Annotated in this window: 13 protein-coding genes; 4 read left to right on the top strand and 9 right to left on the bottom strand. The window is 75.9% G+C overall.

Going from position 1 to position 16913, the window contains the following annotated elements:
• Positions 1-70: 70 nt before the first annotated feature.
• The 5 genes from ACWDD9_RS30950 to ACWDD9_RS30930 form a co-directional block, all read right to left on the bottom strand.
• The gene (locus tag ACWDD9_RS30950; protein WP_117489804.1) at positions 71-1381 is read right to left on the bottom strand and encodes a PP2C family serine/threonine-protein phosphatase; all 1311 of its coding nucleotides are present in this window, start codon (positions 1379-1381) and stop codon (positions 71-73) included.
• 3 nt (positions 1382-1384) lie between these two features.
• Complete coding sequence (locus ACWDD9_RS30945; RefSeq protein WP_449813381.1) at positions 1385-3937, bottom strand: tetratricopeptide repeat protein; 2553 nt, start codon at positions 3935-3937, stop codon at positions 1385-1387.
• 5 nt (positions 3938-3942) lie between these two features.
• Entirely contained in the window at positions 3943-5304 is a 1362-nt protein-coding gene (locus tag ACWDD9_RS30940; RefSeq protein ID WP_234348701.1) for a hypothetical protein, read from the bottom strand.
• 284 nt (positions 5305-5588) lie between these two features.
• The gene (locus ACWDD9_RS30935; RefSeq protein WP_449813380.1) at positions 5589-6566 is read right to left on the bottom strand and encodes a glutamate ABC transporter substrate-binding protein; all 978 of its coding nucleotides are present in this window, start codon (positions 6564-6566) and stop codon (positions 5589-5591) included.
• Between the two features lie 22 nt (positions 6567-6588).
• Positions 6589-8130, bottom strand: a complete 1542-nt coding sequence (locus ACWDD9_RS30930) for a hypothetical protein (RefSeq protein ID WP_449813379.1) — start codon at positions 8128-8130, stop codon at positions 6589-6591.
• A gap of 370 nt (positions 8131-8500) precedes the next feature.
• Between ACWDD9_RS30930 and ACWDD9_RS30925 the strand changes: the two genes are divergently transcribed.
• Positions 8501-9076, top strand: coding sequence for a nucleosidase (locus ACWDD9_RS30925; RefSeq protein ID WP_049649370.1), 576 nt, complete (start codon positions 8501-8503; stop codon positions 9074-9076).
• Between the two features lie 107 nt (positions 9077-9183).
• On the opposite strand, the gene ACWDD9_RS30920 is transcribed toward ACWDD9_RS30925, so the two are convergent.
• Complete coding sequence (locus ACWDD9_RS30920) at positions 9184-10116, bottom strand: sigma-70 family RNA polymerase sigma factor (RefSeq protein WP_259316751.1); 933 nt, start codon at positions 10114-10116, stop codon at positions 9184-9186.
• 103 nt (positions 10117-10219) lie between these two features.
• Here ACWDD9_RS30920 and ACWDD9_RS30915 point away from each other — a divergent pair, with 103 nt between their 5' ends.
• The gene (locus ACWDD9_RS30915) at positions 10220-11002 is read left to right on the top strand and encodes an SDR family oxidoreductase (RefSeq protein WP_387974819.1); all 783 of its coding nucleotides are present in this window, start codon (positions 10220-10222) and stop codon (positions 11000-11002) included.
• 226 nt (positions 11003-11228) lie between these two features.
• Here the strand turns inward: ACWDD9_RS30915 and ACWDD9_RS30910 are convergent, their stop codons facing one another.
• Complete coding sequence (locus ACWDD9_RS30910; protein WP_338016376.1) at positions 11229-11879, bottom strand: cysteine hydrolase family protein; 651 nt, start codon at positions 11877-11879, stop codon at positions 11229-11231.
• A gap of 15 nt (positions 11880-11894) precedes the next feature.
• Here ACWDD9_RS30910 and ACWDD9_RS30905 point away from each other — a divergent pair, with 15 nt between their 5' ends.
• Complete coding sequence (locus ACWDD9_RS30905) at positions 11895-12857, top strand: GlxA family transcriptional regulator (protein WP_449813378.1); 963 nt, start codon at positions 11895-11897, stop codon at positions 12855-12857.
• A gap of 32 nt (positions 12858-12889) precedes the next feature.
• Here ACWDD9_RS30905 and ACWDD9_RS30900 read toward each other — a convergent pair whose 3' ends face one another.
• The gene (locus tag ACWDD9_RS30900) at positions 12890-14086 is read right to left on the bottom strand and encodes an MFS transporter (RefSeq protein ID WP_449813377.1); all 1197 of its coding nucleotides are present in this window, start codon (positions 14084-14086) and stop codon (positions 12890-12892) included.
• A gap of 162 nt (positions 14087-14248) precedes the next feature.
• Between ACWDD9_RS30900 and ACWDD9_RS30895 the strand changes: the two genes are divergently transcribed.
• Complete coding sequence (locus ACWDD9_RS30895) at positions 14249-15100, top strand: helix-turn-helix domain-containing protein (protein ID WP_449813376.1); 852 nt, start codon at positions 14249-14251, stop codon at positions 15098-15100.
• A gap of 233 nt (positions 15101-15333) precedes the next feature.
• On the opposite strand, the gene ACWDD9_RS30890 is transcribed toward ACWDD9_RS30895, so the two are convergent.
• Entirely contained in the window at positions 15334-16884 is a 1551-nt protein-coding gene (locus ACWDD9_RS30890) for an AMP-binding protein (protein WP_449813375.1), read from the bottom strand.
• Positions 16885-16913: the final 29 nt, after the last annotated feature.

Here is a 16913-nt window from a genome sequence, read left to right as displayed (position 1 = left end):
AGGACGGTGGGGCGGCCCGCCGGGCGGGGCCGGCGGGCCGTGCCGCCGGAGCGTCCGGCGGGTGGTCGGGTCAGGCCGTCGGCGGGTGCGGCGGCTGCGGCGGGACGGGCGGAACGGCGGGCGCGGTCGGCGGGACGGACGGCGCCGGGGGGACCGGGGGTACGGGCGGGGCCGGGGGCAGCGGGGCGGCGGCGGAGCCGATCACCGGGAGGTCCGGCAGGGTCGGCTCGTAGTCCTCGTCCTCCTCCGGGGCCGGCCGGGCGGCCGCGCGCGGAGCGATCACCGGCAGGTCGAACGCGGTGGGGGTCTCCTCGGCCGCCTCGAGGGCGGCGGCCGGCGGGTCGATCGGCAGCACGGCGACGGTGATGTTGTCGTGGCCGCCGGCCGCGACCGCGAACTTCACCAGGGTCTGCGCCGTGGCGAGCGGTTCGGTGCGGGCGTCCGGGCGCACGTAGTACGCCAGGTCGGTGGCCGCCTCGGCGTAGTTCCACAGCCCGTCGGTGCAGATCAGCACCACCCCGGGGACGTGCGGGGTGAAGTCGAGGGTGTGCGGCACGACCTCCTCGGCGTCGGCGCCGAGCCAGCCGGTGATCGCGTGCGCGCGGGGGTCGGCGTAGGCCTCGGCCTCGCTCATCAGCCCGGCCTCGACCATCCGGGCCGCCCAGGAGTCGTCCTGGGTGAGCCGGAACGGCTCGGCGGCGGCGCGGTCGTCCGGGATCCAGTACGCCCGGGTGTCGCCGACCCACCCGATGGTGACCCGGCCGCCCGCGGCTATCGCGCTGACGAAGGTGCAGGCGGGCGCGTTGAGGTCGGGCCGGGTGGGGCCGGCGCCGTCGGTGGCGAGGCCGGCGACCGCGTCGGCGGCGTCGGCGACGGCTTGGCGCATCGCCGAGTTCGGGTCCCGGCCGGCCTCCAGGGCGGTCAGCAGCGACTCGGAGGCGGCGTCCACGGCGGTCTCCGAGGCCTCGTCCGGGCGGTCGGAGGAGGAGACGCCGTCGCACACCACGGCGACCACGACCGGCTCGCCGCCGGGCAGCGAGGTCGCGGCGACGGTGAAGGAGTCCTCGTTGCGGTGGTGGCGCACGCCGCGGTCGCTGACCCCGGCGACGCCCCCGAGCGCCTTCTCCATGTGGTCGCGCGGGCGCGGCTGGGCGCTGCCGCAGCCCTCGCAGTAGCCGTCCGGGGCGACCTGCGGCTGCCCGCAGTGCACGCAGACCTGCCCGCGCGGCGACGGTACGGCCTCGCCGCGGGCGGCGGCCCAGCTCGTGGGCATCGAGCCGGGGGCCGCCCGGCCGTCCCGGCCGGTCCCGCAGGAGCCGCAGTAGGCGTCCTCCTGGTCCATCGGCTCCGAACAGCTCGGGCACTCGGTCTGCTGCGGCATCTGCTACACCCACGTCCTGGGACGGGCACGGTTGGCCCGTTCCACCATCTCGATCCTGGTCTCCGCCCGGTCGGCCAACCGGGCGAGTACCCGGTAGGACTGTTCCAGGGCGAAGCGCAGTTCCCGCTCCTGTGCGGGACGTCCCAGTACCACCAGGTCGGTGGTCCGCCGGCCGGCCGCCTCCTCGGCGCCGACCCAGCCGAGGGCCGTGTCGAGCACCTCGACGGCGAGCTCCTCGCGGCGGCGGGCGTCCAGCCGCAGCGCGGTCAGCTGCGCGGAGCTCGCGCCGAGGTCGGCGGCCAGGTCGTCGGTGGTCCGGCGCTCGCGCAGCCGGGCCCGGACGGCGGCGATCCGGGCGGCGGTGTAGTGGCTGGAGGTGGCCGGGACGGTCTCCAGGACGCGGACCGCGGCGGTCCGGTCCTCCTCGGCCAGCCGGACCCGGGCCAGCCCGAAGGCGGCGCTCAGGTAGGCGTGGTCGGTGGCCCACACCAGCCGGTAGAACTCGGCCGCGTCGCCGCCGTCGCCGAGCAGCTCGGCGCAGATGGCGAGGGCCAGCTTGGGGGCGGCCTCGCCGGGGAAGGCGTCGTAGACCGCGTCGAAGGCCTCCGCGGCGGCCCGGAGGGCGGTGGAGGAGCCGTCGACGAGGGCGGTCAGCCCGCGGTACCAGACCACCCGCCAGTCGTCCGGCTGGTCCCGCTCCAGCTCGGTGAGGCGGTTCACGGCGTCGTCGTGGCGGCCGAGTTCGAGCAGGGCGCGCAGTTCGCGCAGCCGGCTCTCGACCGAGACGGCGGGCGCGGCGGCCAGTGCGGCGAGCGTCTCCTCGGGGTCGGGGGTGACCAGGACGGCGAGGAAGCCCGCGTTCGGGTCGCCGGGGTCGACCCGGGGGACGGGCAGCGCGAGGGCGGCGGCGGCCGGGTCCAGGGGGGCCACCCGGAGCTGCCCGGCCTGTTCGGTGGGCAGGACCAACTCGGTGTCCACGACGCGCAGTTCGGGGCCGAACAGGGTGGAGGGCGCGGGCCGGGGCCGGTCGTCCTGGAGGGCCAGGACCTCCCGCAGCACGCCGGTGAGCTGGTCGGCCATCTCCTCGGCGGAGGCGAAGCGGCGGGCCGGGTCCGGGTCGGTGGCGCGGACCAGGAAGCGGTAGTACGACTCGTACCTGGCGAAGACCTCGACCTGTTCCGGGCCGGGCAGCGAGTCGCGGTAGGTGCCGCTGTAGCCCTGGAAGTCGAAGGTGAGCACCGCGAGGGTGCGGGCCACGGTGTACAGGTCGGAGGCGACGGAGGGGCCGTCGGTGGCGATCTCCGGGGCCTGGTAGCCGATGGTGCCGTAGATCGGGCCGTCGTCGTCGAAGCGGCGGACCGCGCCCATGTCTATGACCTTGAGCGTGTCGCCGCTCTGGATCACGTTGTCGATCTTGAAGTCGCAGTACACCAGGCCCCGGCCGTGCAGGTAGCCCAGGGCCGGCAGCGCCTCCAGCGCGTACGCGATCCCCTGCTCGACGGGCAGCGGTTCGCGCCGGCCGTCCGCGGTGCGGCGCTCGTTGGCGATGTCCTTGAGCGACTTCCCGCCGACGTACTCCATCACGATGTAGCCGTCGGTGGAGCCGGTGCGCAGGTCCGGGTGCTCGGCGAAGTTGATGATCCGGACGATGTTCGGGTGGTCCACCTCGGCCAGGAAGCGCCGCTCGGCGACGGCCGCCGCGAGCGCGTCCTCGTCCCCGGTGTCCAGCAGGCCCTTGAGCACCACCCACTTGTCGTGGACCCGCCGGTCCACCGCCAGGTAGATCCAGCCGAGCCCGCCGTGCGCCAGGCAGCCCACCACCTCGTACTGCCCGCCGACCAGGTCGCCGCGGCGCAGCTTGGGCGTGAACGAGTACGGCGTGCCGCACTTGGTGCAGAAGCCGTCCGGGCGGCCGGGGCGGCCGTTCTTCTCCCGGCCCACCGGGGTCTCGCACTTGGAGCAGAACCGCTTGCGCTCGGGCACCTCGGGGTCGGCCAGCACCGCCTGGGACGGGTCGGCCGCCTCGACGGTCGGCACGGTGACCAGGCCGGCGCCCAGCCGGTTGCGGGTGCCGGCGGTGGAGCCGCCCCGGGTGGAGCGGACCGAGAGGGAGCGGCTGCTGCCGGTGCGGGTCGAGCGGTGCGAGCGGGAGCGGCCGGACATCGAGCGGGCCGAGCCGGTGCGGACCGACAGCGAGCGGGCGGAGCCGTCGTGGCCGGAGCCGCGGCCGGAGCCGTTCCGGCCGGGGCCGGGGGAGACCCGGGCGGAGGGGACGTGGGGCTGGGTGACGCCGGTGTCGCCGCCGGGCGGGGTCAGGCCGCACTCGTCGCAGTAGCCGTCCGGGTCGATGGTGCCGGAGCAGTCGCGCGGGCAGGGCGCGCCGGGGCCGGCGGCCGGTGTCCCCGTGGCCCCTGTCGCCCCCGCGCCCGGTGCCCCCGCCGCTCCGGTCGTCGCGGTGGTCCCGCCCGCCGGGGCGAGCCCGCACTCGTCGCAGTAGCCGTCGGCGTCGATCCTGCCGCTGCCGGAGCACTCCGGCCGTTCGCACGTCCCGCCCATCACCCTCAGCCCCCCTGGACCTGTCCGTCGGCCGGCTCCTGGCCGGCCGCCTCCTGTGCCTGCCCGGCCTCGGTCTGGGCCGGGCGCAGCGACTGCTGGAACCGGGCCACCGCGGCGGCCGCCGCCCGCAGGTCGCAGGGCGCGCTCCACAGCAGCCAGCGCGCCTTCTCGTACCGTTCGATCACTTCGGGGTCCTCGGAGACCCGCAGCCGGGCCGCCATCGCCTTGTAGGCGTCCAGCCGGCCGCGCAGCTCGGCCCGGACGGCCAGCGGCTGGGTCACCTCGGTGAGCGACTGCCGGGCCCGGCCCAGCTCCTTGGCGGCGGCGTCCTCCAGCGTGTCCAGCAGCGGCGCCAGCCGGCCCCACTGCCCGGCCTGGCGCAGGTCCAGGGCCGCGACGATCCGTTCGCGCAGCGCCGAGGCCGGTCCGGGCACCGCCGGGACGTCGCTGGACGCTATCTTCGCCAGCACCTCGCCGCGCGCCCGGCGGGCCTCGGCCAGGGTGGCGTCGGCCCGCTGGAGGAGGTCGCCGACGCCCTGGAGGCGCTCCTCGGCCTCGTCACGCAGCCGCAGCAGGTCCTCCAGCTCCAGCCGGACGCCGTCCAGCGCCCGCCCGGCCCGGTCGAACCGCTCGGTGTCGACCACCCCGGCCGGGCCGGCGAAGGCCGAGCCCTCCGGGACGGTGCCGCGCTGGGCGGGCACCCGGGCCGGGCGCCACAGCGCCAGCGGGTCCCCGTGGACCTCGGCGCGCAGCCCGGTGAGGTCCTGCTCGATCCCGGCCAGGTCGTCGCCCAGCGGGTGGCTCCCGGTGCGCACGCCGAGCGAGGCGGCGAGGGTGCGCACCCGCTGGAGCTCGGCCAGCAGCAGGTCGATCCGGGCGGGCAGCGCCGACCAGACCGCGTCGGCGGCGCTGACCACCTCCAGCACGGTGGCGTACCAGGAGTTCATCCGGACCATCAGCGCGTCCAGGCTGATCCGCTCGACCAGCCTGGCCGGCGCGCCGAGCACCTGCGGGCCGTCCGGCACCACCCCGCCGGGGACGGTCACCGCGTCGCCGGTCAGCAGTTCGCTCAGCTCGGCCAGTTCGGGCGCGCCGGGCTTGGCCTTGCGGGCCCGGACGGCGCGCGCCGAGGCCAGCGCCTCGGAGTAGCGGTCGAACAGCGCCCAGAGCAGGGGCAGGCCCTTGCCGGCGACGGACCAGCGCTCCAGGGTGCGTCCGGACAGCTCGGCGCCGTCCAGCAGCCGCAGGCCCGAGTGGTCCTGGAGGGCGAGCAGCGCCGACTCGACCGCGTCCCGCTCCGCGCCGAGGCGGGCGAGCGCGCGGTCGACCTCCTCCCGGTTCAGTACCGGGCCAGCCGATGCCGCCACCGCGGTGTCCTTCCTTCCTCGCGTGCGATCCCGACGTGCCTGACGTACCTGACGTGCCTGACGTACCGGACGTGCGGTCCCACGACAACCCCCGTGTCCACCACCGGTCTCCCCGTGGTGATCGTCCCGAACCCTAGCCGGTGGCCGTTCGGGCGGAGCGGGCGCGGGGCGTCAAGGCACCGTCAACGCCCCGCTGACGGCCCGCGCGCTACCTCCTCCGCGCCGTCCCCCGCGTCGCCCCCGGACCGGCCCGGGGCGGACCCCGGGGCGGCCCCGACGCCGGCTCAGCGGGTGCCCGGCCAGTAGCGGTCGGCCTCGTTGAGCATGTACGGCTTGAGCCAGTGCTCGTACGAACGGGCCCAGTCGCCGCGCGCGTAGTAGTCGGCCAGGACCTGGTTGACGCGGGCGGTCAGGTCGGTGCTGTCCTTCAGCATGGCGACGCCGACCACCTCCGGCTGGGCCTCGCCGTCCACGATCCGCACGGTCTGGTCCTGCGCGGCCTGACCGGCCGCCAGGCCGTTGTCGGTCATGGTCGCGTCGACCTTGCCGAGCTGCATCAGGACCAGGCAGTCCAGCTGGTTCTCCACCGTGACGACCTGCCGGGCGGTCTTCTTCTCCGTGACCACGGTCAGCGCGGTGGAGCCGGCGGCGGCGCAGACCCGCTGGTCCTTGACGGCGTCGTCGATGTTCTTCGCCGGCGAGGCCGTCGGCACCAGGACGCGCTGGGTGATGTTGAAGTACGGCTTGGAGAAGGCGACGTCCTCCATCCGCTTGCAGTTGATCGTCATGGTGCGGACGATCAGGTCGACCCGGCCCTTCTTGATGGCGTCGATCCGGTCGGCCGTGGCCACCGGCTTGAGCACCACCTTCTCCGGGTCGCCCATGACGGCCGCGCCGATCGCCCGGGCGAGGTCGATGTCGAAGCCCTCGATCTGGCCGGTGTTCGGGTTGCGGGCGCCCCAGCGGTAGCTGTTCTGGTCCACGCCGATCACCAGGCTGCGCCTGGCCTTGATGGCCTTCACGGCCGGGCCGTCGTCGGTGCTCGGCGGCACGCTCTTCGTGACGTCGCAGCCGTCGGCCTGCTCCTGCTGGTCCTGCTTCGTCCGGTGCACGGCCGCCGGCGCGGCGCCGACCGGGCCGCCCCCGGCGAGCACGGCCGCGCCGGCCGCCAGCAGGGCCACCGCGACGGCGGGCCTGGTCCTCCTCCCGGAACCGCCGGAACCGCTGGAACCTCTGAAGCTCCTGAAACCCCTGGTGCGCATCGGTCGCTCTCCCCCTTGCCCGTTACCGGTACTCGGCCAGTCGCCGGCCCAGGCCGCGCAGCGCGGCGGCCGCGGCCACCAGGCCGAGCAGCGCGGCGGCGACGGCGGCGGTGCGCAGGTCCCCGCCGGTGCCCTCGGCGGCCTGCTTGAAGCGGTCCTGCTCGATGTCGGCGGCCTGGGCGAGCGCCTTGTCGGTGGCGTTGAAGGAGGCGTCGGCGGTGGCCGCGTCGCCCTTGGCCGTCACGGTGGCCTCCAGCGCGCCCTGGTAGTCGGCCTCGAACACCTCCCGCTTCCGGGCCTCGTCGTGCCGTTTGCGCCACTCGTCGAACTGCTTGGCGGCCTCCCGGACGCCCGGCTGGGCGGCCGAGGGGGCCAGGCGGAGGGCCTCCGGCAGCGAGCCGGCGGACCGGTCCGCTGGGACGTCCGTGGTTCCGGCGAGGTCTCCGACGGCCTTCGTCCACTGGTCGGCGTACTTGGTGGTCGAGCCGCGGGCGACGAAGTGGAGGTTCTCCGCCAGCCGGGCGGTCAGTACGTCCGCCCGGGCGGTGTTGAGCGCCTTCAGCGGGGCCGCGCCCTCGTGGACGCTCCGCTTGAGCGCCGCGCTGGTGGTCAGACCGGTGACGGCCAGCCACAGCCCGCCGGCCAGGACGGCGGCGGTGGCGCCCAGCAGCCCGATGTTGAACACCCGGTTGGTGCGGCGGAACAGCGTGAGCTGCACCCAGGCCAGCGCGGCCAGGGTGACCAGCGCCAGGCCGTACGCCCCCCACGGCACCGCCTTGGCCTCGGCGTAGTCGTCGGCCAGCTCCTGGTTCTCGGCCGCGGCCAGTTCGGCGGCGGCCGGCAGCAGCACGGTCTGCATCTGCTCGGAGGCGTACCGCAGGTAGGCGCCGCCGAGCGGGATGCCCTGCCGGTTGTCGGCCCGCGCGGTCTCCACCAGGCCGGCGTAGGCGGGGAGTTGCTGGTTCAGCCGGGAGAGCGAGCCCTGGGCGGGCGAGGTCGCGGTGGTCCGGGCGGCGGCCTGGGCGACCAGCTTGGCGGCGGTGGCGATGTCCTGCTCGTAGCGGGTGCGGACCGCGTCGGGCTCGGCGCCGGCCAGCAGGAAGCCGCTCGCCGCGGTGGTGGCGGCGTCGGCCAGGCTGCGGTGGATCTCGGCGGCGTCCCGGCTGAGCGGCTGGCTGTACGAGACCACCCGGTCGGCGGCCTGCGCCCTGGTCTCCAGCTGCCAGGCGGTGAGCCCGCCGAAGGCGACGGTGAGCACCGCGAGCACCACGCCGGCCAGTCGCAGCCGCCCTGGGGGCGTGCGGGTGGCCTGTGCGAGCCGGGCGCGCACGCCGGTGGCGACGGCTGCCGGAGGGCGCTTCTCGGGCGCCCCACCGGGTCTGGCCGCCGGGGGCGCCCCGCCGGACTTCGCGAGCGGGGCCGATCCGGGGACGGCCGGTGCCCCCGGTGCGGCCGCCGCCACCGGCACGGCCGTCGCCACCGCGGCGCCCGGCGCCCCCGGCAGCTGGTTCGGCCGTGCCGGGAACGCGGCGCCGGACGCGCCGTTGCCTACTGGTGTTGCCACCCGCCTCATCCTCCCCTGGGGCCGGGCCCGTCCCCGGGGCCCGACCGATGGCAGCAGTATGGCCGTGACTCCCCCCGACCACACCTGACTTGCGCCGATCTTGAGCATGTCGTGCACGTCCCCCGGACGGCCCGTGGCACCGGCGCGGCCGGTGCCGTCGGCGCCGTCGGTGCGGCCCGTACGGTCCCGTACGGCCCGTACGGTTCGTGCCGCTCCCGCCGGTCGTCTCCTGCCGGTCGTCCCGAGAGGTGGCGAACCGTCCGACGCGGGCCGCACCCTACGCGGTTCCCCCGGCCGGGCGGAGCGCGGGGGTCCGGTTGCGGGCGGGCTTTCCCGGGTGCGGCGACCCCTCGCTCCGTACGATGGAGGTATGCGCCTGCTTGGAACGATCTCGCCCGACCGTCCGCTGCTCGTCGTCGCCGTGCGCGAGGAGGCCGCCCACCTGGACGACCGCCTGCCCGTGCTGCTCACCGGGATAGGGAAGGTCAACGCCGCCGTCGCGCTGGCCACCGTCCTCGCGCAGGGCGAGAAGCCGTCCGAGGTGATCAACCTCGGTACGGCCGGCGCGCTGCGCCCCGGCTGGGAGGGCACCCACCACGTGGTCCAGGTGATCCAGCACGACCTCGACACCGCCGCCCTGCACGCGCTCACCGGGCGTGAGTACGGGGCCCCGCTGGTGATCGGCAAGGGCGACGGCCCGGTGCTGGCCACCGGCGACCTCTTCGTCTCCGACACGGACGCCCGCGACCGGCTCGCCGAGCACGCCGACCTGGTGGACATGGAGGGCTACGCCGTCGCCACCGTCGCCCACCGCGCCGGGCTGCCGGTGCGGCTGGTCAAGCACGTCAGCGACCAGGCCGGGGACGGTGCGGAGCACAGCTGGAAGGAGGCGGTGGACGACTGCGCCCGGAAGCTGGCCGACTGGGTGGTCGCGCAGGGCTGGTGACGTCGCCTCAGGGGCTGGTCAGGGTGGCGCGGTGACCGGGAGGAACGCAGGGCCGACCGGGCTTGACCGGGGAGGGCGCGGCCGCCCTCCCCGCCCCGCCTCCCGGGTCAGCCGTTCCGGAAGTCGGTGAGGTCCAGGCCCGCCAGCCGCTCCGGGTCGGTGAGCACGTCGATCGCGACGATCGCGCCGTCCACCACGGTGAACGCCATGACCGACAGCGGCCGGCCGTTGTCGCCGATGACCACCGCGCCCGCGGTGCCGTTGACCAGCGCCGGGCGGGCGAACGGCGACAGCGTGCCCCACAGGACGGCCTGGCCGGCCACCGTGCCGGCGCCCGAGAGCACCACGGTGTGCCGGGCCAGCAGCGCGCCGCCGTCCGAGCGCAGCACCACGTCCGGGTCGAGCACGGCGAGCAGCGCGTCCAGGTCGCCGTTGCGGGCTGCGGCGAAGAACGCGTCCACGGCCGCCCGCTGCCGGCCGAGGTCCGGGTCGGGCGCGGGCGCCTGCCCCTGCACCTTGCGGCGGGCCCGGCTGGCCAGCTGGCGGGTGGCGGCGGCGGTCTTCTCGATCAGCGGGGCGATCTCCTCGAACGGCACCGCGAACAGGTCGTGCAGCACGAAGGCGACCCGCTCGGCCGGTGACAGCGACTCCATCACCACCATCAGCGCCAGCCCGACCGAGTCCGCGAGCATCACCTCCTGCTCCGGGTCCACCACGCCCTCGCGCCGCAGCAGCGGGTCCGGGATGCGCGGCGGGCCCGGCTCGCCGCCCGGCCCGGCGGGCTCCAGCGGCTCCTCGCGGCGCTGGGCGCGGGTGCGCAGCAGGTTCAGGCAGACCCGGGAGACCACCGTGGTCAGCCAGCCGCCGAGGTTGTCCACTCCGGCGGTGTCGGTCCGGTCGTAGCGGAGCCAGGCCTCCTGGAGGGCGTCCTCGGCCTCGCTGATCGAGCCGAGCATCCGGTACGCGACCGCGCGCAGGTGCGGGCGGTGCTCCTCGAAGAGCGCGGTCCGGGAGGATTCCCCGTCCACCTTCTCGTCCACGTGTCACATTCCTTCGTCGCCGGGGGTCAGGGCAGCAGGAGTCACCCAACAACGGCCGCGGCGGGGAGATCAACTCCTCTCCCGGGACGAATCGGAGACGGTCATGACGAAGAACACGGTGCTGGTCACCGGAGGTACCGGGACCCTGGGCCGGCAGGTGGTCCCGCTGCTGCGCGCGGCCGGGCTGCCGGTGCGGGTGCTCAGCCGGCGGGAGCGCCCGGACGCCGACGGCGTCGCGTACGTGCGCGGCGACCTGCTCGGCGACCCGGCGACGGCGGCCGCCCGGCTGGACGAGGCGCTGGCGGGCGTGGACACCGTGCTGCACCTCGCGGGCGGCCCCAAGGGCGACGACGTCGCCACCCGGCTGCTGGTCGCCGCCGCCCGGCGGGCCGGGGTGCGGCACCTGGTGTACATCTCGGTGATCGGCGCGGACCGGCTGCCGCTCGGCTACTTCCGGGCCAAGCACGCCGCCGAGCGGGCGGTGGCCGAATCGGGCCTGCCGTACACGGTCCTGCGGGCCGCGCAGTTCCACGACCTGGCGTTCACGGTGGCGGAGAAGACGGCCCGGCTGCCGCTCGTCCCGGCCCCCGGCGGGGTCCGCTGGCAGCCCGTGGACGTACGGGAAGTCGCCGCCCGGCTGGTGGAGTTGGCGCTGGGCGAGCCGGCCGGGGCGGTGCCCGACCTGGCCGGTCCGACGGTGTACGCGATGGAGGAGCTGACCCGCGGCTACCTCGCGGCGCGCGGCCGTAGCCGCCGGCGGCTGCCGCTCCGGGTGCCGGGCAAGGTCGGGCGGGCGTACCGGGCGGGGGAGAACCTGGCCCCGGCGGGCGCCGACCACGGGCGGCGGACCTGGGAGGAGTACCTGGCGGAGCGGCTGGCGGCCTGACGGCTGCCCCGTCGTGGTCCGTGGGGTGGCCGCCGTGCCCCTCCTCGACGCCGTCCGCGCCGACTCCGCCGCCGCGCTCGGGCTCAGCGGCCCCCCGGCCGCCGTGCTCGGGCCCGACGTCCCCCGGCCTTCGGGGCCCTGGCGCGGCTGCGGGAGCTCGCGCTGGGCCCCGGGGCGTCGTACGTGCTGCTCGACGCCGAGGAGGGCAACGCCTACGAGCCGCTGTTCAGGCCCGGGCGGCTCCGGTGACGTCCTCGGTGGTCACCACCTTGGCGAAGCGCATCGCGTGCAGGGTGGCGGCCGTGGCGCGGGCGAGGTCGGCGGCCGGGATGGTGGTGCCGTCCGGGCCGGCCATGTCGAAGGAGTGCATGGCGTCGGTGGGGAAGATCGCGTCGTAGCCGAGGTTGCCGGCCATCCGGGCGGTGGTCTCGCAGCACACGTTGGTGATGATCCCGGTGACCACCACCTGCCGGGCGCCGCGCTCCTGCAGCCAGGCGTGCAGGTCGGGGGTGCCGTAGAAGGCGCTGTTGACGGTCTTGGTGACGTGCAGCGCCGGGGTGAGCCCGGCGACGAAGTCCTTCAGGTCGTGCCCCGGGGTGCCCCCGGCCAGCGGCGTGCCCGGGCCGTCGTGCTGCACGGTGACGATCGGGCGGTCGGTGTCCTGCCAGGCGGTGATCAGCTCGGCCATCCGCTGCTCGGCCTGCGGGTTGTCGCGGGGGCCGAAGGCGGGGGCCTCGAAGCCCTTCTGGACGTCGATGAGCAGCAGGACGGCGTCGGGGTCGAGGGCGAGGGGGGCGTCGAAGGCGTCGAGGTTCGTCATGCCGTCCATGGTGGTCGGCGGGGCCGGGGAGGCGTGATGGGCGGAGATGCCGACCATCGATAGATTCCTGCCATGCGTACGGTGGGTTGCCTGATCTTCGACGGTGTCCGGGCCTTCGACTACGCCGTGATCGGCGAGGTGTGGGCGAACCGGGCCATCCGGCCCGGCCAGCCCCTCTTCGACCTGCGGGTCTGCGGGCCGGAGGGCGCCCGGGTGCGGCTGGGCGGCGGGCTGGAGCGGCTCCCCGACCACGCCCTGGGCGCGCTCACCGACTGCGACCTGGTGGTGGTGCCGGGCGTCGAGGACCCGGGGGCCCGGCACGCCCCGGAGGTCCTGGGCGCCCTGCGGGCCGTCGCCGCGGCGGGCGTCCCGATCGCCTCGCTCTGCGCGGGCGCCTTCGTCCTCGCCGAGGCCGGCCTGCTGGACGGCCGCGAGGCCACCACCCACTGGGCGCTCGCCCCCGAACTCGCCCGCCGCTTCCCGGCGGTGACGGTCCGGCCCGAGGTGCTCTTCACCGGCGGCGACGGCCTGTGGACCTCGGCCGGCGTCGCGGCGGGCATCGACCTCTGCCTGCACCTCGTCCGCACCGCCCACGGCCAGCGGGCCGCCGCCACCATCGCCCGCGCCATGGTCACCGCGCCCTTCCGGGCGGGCGGCCAGAACCAGTTCCTGCCCTCCCCGGTCCCGGACGCCGCCGTCGGCGACGACCCGCTGGCCCGCCTCCGCGCCGAGGTCCTGGCCTCCCTCGACACCCCCTGGACGGTGCGCCGGATGGCCGCCGCCGCCCTGATGTCCGAACGCACCTTCGCCCGCCGCTTCACCGCCACCACCGGCACCACCCCGATGCGCTGGCTCCTCGACCAGCGCGTCCTCTCCGCCCAGCGCCTCCTGGAGGAGACCGACCTGCCCGTCGACACCGTCGCCACCCACTGCGGCTTCGCCTCCGCGGTCTCCCTGCGGCCGGTCTTCGTGGACCGGGTCGGCGTCGCACCCCGCGAGTACCGCCGGGCCTTCCGCGGCCGCGAGGAGGGCTGAGCGGTTCGGACCGGCTGAACCGGTTGACATCATCAGGGAGTTGATGGAGCGGTGGCGGGGCGGCGGGGGCCGGTCGCGGCGGAGAGGGCGAAGACCAGCAGGCCGAGGGCCGTCATGGCGGCGCCGGCGAGGTTGGTGAGGGGGAGGGCGGTGCCGGGGTGGGGGCCGCCGTGTTCGATGACGGCGGCGCCGAGCAGGGAGCCGAGGGTGATGCCCACGCCGAAGGCGGCGGTGTTGGCGGTGCCGACCAGGGCGGAGTCGCGGCCCGCGACCCGCAGGACGTAGGCCTGGGTCGGGGTGAGCAGGCCGAAGCCGCAGAAGCCGAGCAGGAAGAGGGTGGCCACGGCGGCGCCCTTGTGGTGGACGGTGGCGGTGAAGAGGGCGAGGGTGAGGGCGAGGGCCGCGAACAGGGCCGCCGTCGTCGGGACGAGGGCGCGGTCGGCGGCCCGGCCGGCCAGCCAGTTGCCCGCGACCAGCCCGGCGCCGTAGACGGCCAGCAGCCAGACCACGTCGCCCGTTCCGAAGCCGGTGACGGCGGTCAGCATCGGCTGGACGAAGGTGAAGGAGGCGAACAGCCCGCCGAAGCCGACGGCCGTCGCGGCGAGGGCCAGCCAGAGGCGGAGGTCCGCGAAGACGGCCAGTTCGGCGCGGAGCGAGGGCGCGGCGGGGGCGTCGGTGGGGGCGGTGTCCGTACGGGGGAGGAGCCGCAGCAGGCCGAGCAGTCCCGCCGCGCCGAACACGGCGACCAGCGCGAACGCCCCGCGCCAGCCCCAGGCCTGCCCGGCCAGGGTGCCGATCGGCAGGCCGAGCACGTTGGCCAGGCTCAGCCCGGTGAACACCAGGGCGATCGCGGCTCCCCGCCGGGCCGTCGGGACGAGCCGGGAGGCCACGACGGAGGCGACGCCGAAGAAGGCGGTGTGGGTGCACCCGGTGAGGAAGCGGGTGGCCAGGAGCAGGCCGAAGGTCGGCGCGAGCGCCGAGGCGAGGTTGCCCGCCGTGAACAGCAGCATCAGCAGGACGAGCAGGCGCCGACGGGGCATCCGCAGGGTGAGCAGGGCGAGCGCCGGACCGCAGGCCTGGCCGACGGCGTAGGCCGTGGTGACCAGCCCGGCGCGGGCGACGGTGACGTCGAAGTCGGTGGCGAGGGCGGTCAGCAGGCCGTTCGTGACGAACTCGGTGGTGCCGATGGCGAAGGCGCTGAGGGCGAGCGCGAGCAGGGCGGGGGGCATGGCGGTGGAGGGTCCTTGGCTGGGGCGAGGCCGGGGCGCGGCCGGACGGGGCCATGCTCCGGCGCCCCGCGCGCCCCCGGCCAGCCACCTGTCGTTCCTACTCCTCGGAGGGTCACCCACGGCGCTGGCCTGCGGAAACCTTCCGCCGTAGCCTCGGTGGGCATGGGAGCCAACAGCGAGCTGGGCGAGTTCCTGCGCCTGTGCCGCGCCGCCGTCACCCCGGCCGAGCTGGACCTGCGCGTGCCGGCCGAGCACCGGAGGGTGGCCGGGCTGCGCCGGGAGGAGCTGGCCGGGCTGGCGGGCATCAGCGTCGCCTACTACACCCGGCTGGAGCAGGGGCGCAGCACCAACGCCTCGGACCAGGTGCTCGACGCGATCGCCCGCGTCCTGCGCCTGGACGCCACCCAGCGCACCCACCTGGGCGACCTCGCCCGCCGCCCGCCCCGGGCCGTACGGAGCCGCCCTCCGGCCGAGCAGCCGGACCCGCGCTCGGTGCACCTCCTCGCCTCGCTGGACCACGTGCCCGCCCTGCTGCTCGGCCGCCGCAATGACGTGCTCGCCTGGAACCGGCTCGGCCACGCGCTGCTCGCCGGACACCTCCCGTACGGGGCGCCGGACGATCCGGCCACCCGGCCGTCGATGAGCCGGCTGCTGTTCCTGGACCCGCGCACCCGCGCGCTCGAACGGGACTGGGAGCACTACGCCCGCACCCATGTCGGCTACCTGCGGCTGGTCGCCGGGCGGTACGGGGAGGACCGTGAGCTGGCCCGGCTGATCGGCGAACTCAGCATGAAGAGCCCGGAGTTCGCCGCCTGGTGGGCGGGCGGGAACGTGCGGGAGTGCACCTTCGGCAGCAGGACGCTGGACCATCCGGCGGTCGGGCCGCTGGAGGTGACGTACCAGGTGTGGCTCCAACCCGACCGGCCGGACCACCGGTTGGAGGTCTACACCCCCGGCCCGGACCCGGCCGCCGCGGCGGCGCTCGACGCGCTGGCGCGGTCGTGGCGGCCGTAGCGGGGGAGCGGGGGGAGAAGCCGACGGGGTGGCGGCCCTCAGCGCCGCCACCCCGTTGGCTTCTCGGCACGGGGCCCGTGGCGTGTTGAGCCAAACCCCACCTTGGGGTGAAGCCGGGTGGGGATTCCCGTGGGGACCGGTGCCGGTTCGGTGTGCGGCCGCCACTCCGGCCGCGCACCCCGGCCGCCGCGCCCGCTGCGGTCCGGCGGGTGCGGTCCGGCGGGTGCGGGCCTTCAGGCCGTGGCGGCCGCGCGCAGCCGCTTCTTGTCCGGCTTGCCGACGGGCGTCAGCGGGATCTCGTCGACGAGGTGCAGCACCTCGGGGGCGAAGATCCGCCCCTTGCGCTCGGTGACGAACGCGCGGAGGGTGTCCAGGTCGGGCCGCTGCCCCGGGGCGGGGACGACGGCGACGTGGACGTGCTCCGCCTCCTGGTCGTCGCGGACGCCGAAGACGGCGCAGCGGGCGACCGCCGGGTGGGTGAGCAGGAGGTCCTCCACCTCGGAGGGGTAGACGTGGCCGCCGACCACGATGATCAGGTCCTTGACCCGGTCGGAGAGGTAGAGGTAGCCGTCCTCGTCGAAGTAGCCGACGTCCCCGGTGTTCAGCCAGCCGTCCCGGAGCACCGCGGCGGTGAGGTCGGGCCGCTTCCAGTACCCGGCCATGACGGCGTCGGAGCGCAGGTGGATCCCGCCCTGTTCGCCGGTCGGCAGGTCGGTGCCGTCGTCGGAGCGGATCGCCACCTCGACGCCCGGGACGGGCCGGCCGACCGGCACCTGGCCGCCGGGGCCGATCCGGTCGTGCTCCTGCGGGGTGAGGAAGGAGATCAGCTGGGCCTCCGACATCCCGTAGAGGCCGACCAGGACCGGCCCGAAGACCTTGAGCGCCTCGCGGATCCGGGTCGGTGAGGCGGCGCTGCCCCCGTACCCGAGGAACCGCAGGCTGGACAGGTCGGTGCGGCCGATCGCCGGGTGGTCGAGCAGCTGGTGGAGCAGCGGCGGCAGCACCCAGAGGTCGGTGATGTGCTCGCGCTCGATGGCGGCCAGGACCGCGCCGGGCTCGAAGGAGCGCTGGAGGACCACCGTGCCGCCGTGCTGGAGGGTCAGGTCGGCGAAGATGCCGGCCAGGTGGGCGAGCGGGGTGGCGGCGAGGAGGCGGGGCGCGCCGGCGGCGGGGTCGCTGCCGATCGGGGCGTCGAAGATGCGGCGGTACGGCCCGTGCAGGCTGAGGATGCCCTTGGGGATGCCGGTGGTGCCGCCGGTGTGGCGGATGCTGAGGTCGTCCTCCGGCCCGACCCGGACGTCCGGGGGTTCGGCGGGGCGGTGGGCGGAGGCGGCGATGACGTCCTCGCCGAGGGCGGCGGGGTCGCCGCCGGGTCCGGGGCCGAGGGTGAGGACGGTCGGCACGTCGATCAGCGGGAGCAACTCGGCTGCCTCGGCGTACCGTTCGGCGTCCACGAGCAGCACGGTGGTGTCGACGCTCGCCGTGATCTCGGCCAGGACCGGGGTGCTCATGCCGTCGTACAGGTTCACCACCCGGGCGCCGGCGAGGCCGGCCGCGTACCGGGCGCTCAGGGCCTCGGGGGTGTTGCCGGTCAGCAGGGTCACGGTGGTGCCGCGGGCGGCGCCCCGGGCGATCAGCTCGTGGGCGAGGCGGTAGCCGGCGGCGGCGAATTCGCCGGCGGTGATCTCGGCGCCGTCGGCGGTGACGACGGCCTGCCGGTCGGGATCGGCGGCGAGGGTCTGGAGGATCAGAGCGGGACCGCTGACGAACTCCGCGTCGGGCATGGCTACTTCTTCCTTGTAGTTTGCAACCA

It is taken from the genome of Kitasatospora sp. NPDC001119 (assembly GCF_053598475.1).
Note: the sequence above shows the minus strand (reverse complement) of the source record. Positions and strands in the feature narration are given on the sequence as shown.

Excerpts from the sequence above, each read along its gene's own strand:
- ACWDD9_RS30945 (WP_449813381.1), bottom strand. The coding sequence starts at position 3,937 with ATGGGCGGGACGTGCGAACGGCCGGAGTGCTCCGGCAGCGGCAGGATC.
- ACWDD9_RS30895 (WP_449813376.1), top strand. The coding sequence starts at position 14,249 with ATGGGAGCCAACAGCGAGCTGGGCGAGTTCCTGCGCCTGTGCCGCGCC.
- ACWDD9_RS30925 (WP_049649370.1), top strand. The coding sequence starts at position 8,501 with ATGCGCCTGCTTGGAACGATCTCGCCCGACCGTCCGCTGCTCGTCGTC.
- ACWDD9_RS30915 (WP_387974819.1), top strand. The coding sequence starts at position 10,220 with ATGACGAAGAACACGGTGCTGGTCACCGGAGGTACCGGGACCCTGGGC.
- ACWDD9_RS30900 (WP_449813377.1), bottom strand. The coding sequence starts at position 14,086 with ATGCCCCCCGCCCTGCTCGCGCTCGCCCTCAGCGCCTTCGCCATCGGC.
- ACWDD9_RS30910 (WP_338016376.1), bottom strand. The coding sequence starts at position 11,879 with ATGGTCGGCATCTCCGCCCATCACGCCTCCCCGGCCCCGCCGACCACC.
- ACWDD9_RS30935 (WP_449813380.1), bottom strand. The coding sequence starts at position 6,566 with ATGCGCACCAGGGGTTTCAGGAGCTTCAGAGGTTCCAGCGGTTCCGGC.
- ACWDD9_RS30905 (WP_449813378.1), top strand. The coding sequence starts at position 11,895 with ATGCGTACGGTGGGTTGCCTGATCTTCGACGGTGTCCGGGCCTTCGAC.
- ACWDD9_RS30950 (WP_117489804.1), bottom strand. The coding sequence starts at position 1,381 with ATGCCGCAGCAGACCGAGTGCCCGAGCTGTTCGGAGCCGATGGACCAG.
- ACWDD9_RS30890 (WP_449813375.1), bottom strand. The coding sequence starts at position 16,884 with ATGCCCGACGCGGAGTTCGTCAGCGGTCCCGCTCTGATCCTCCAGACC.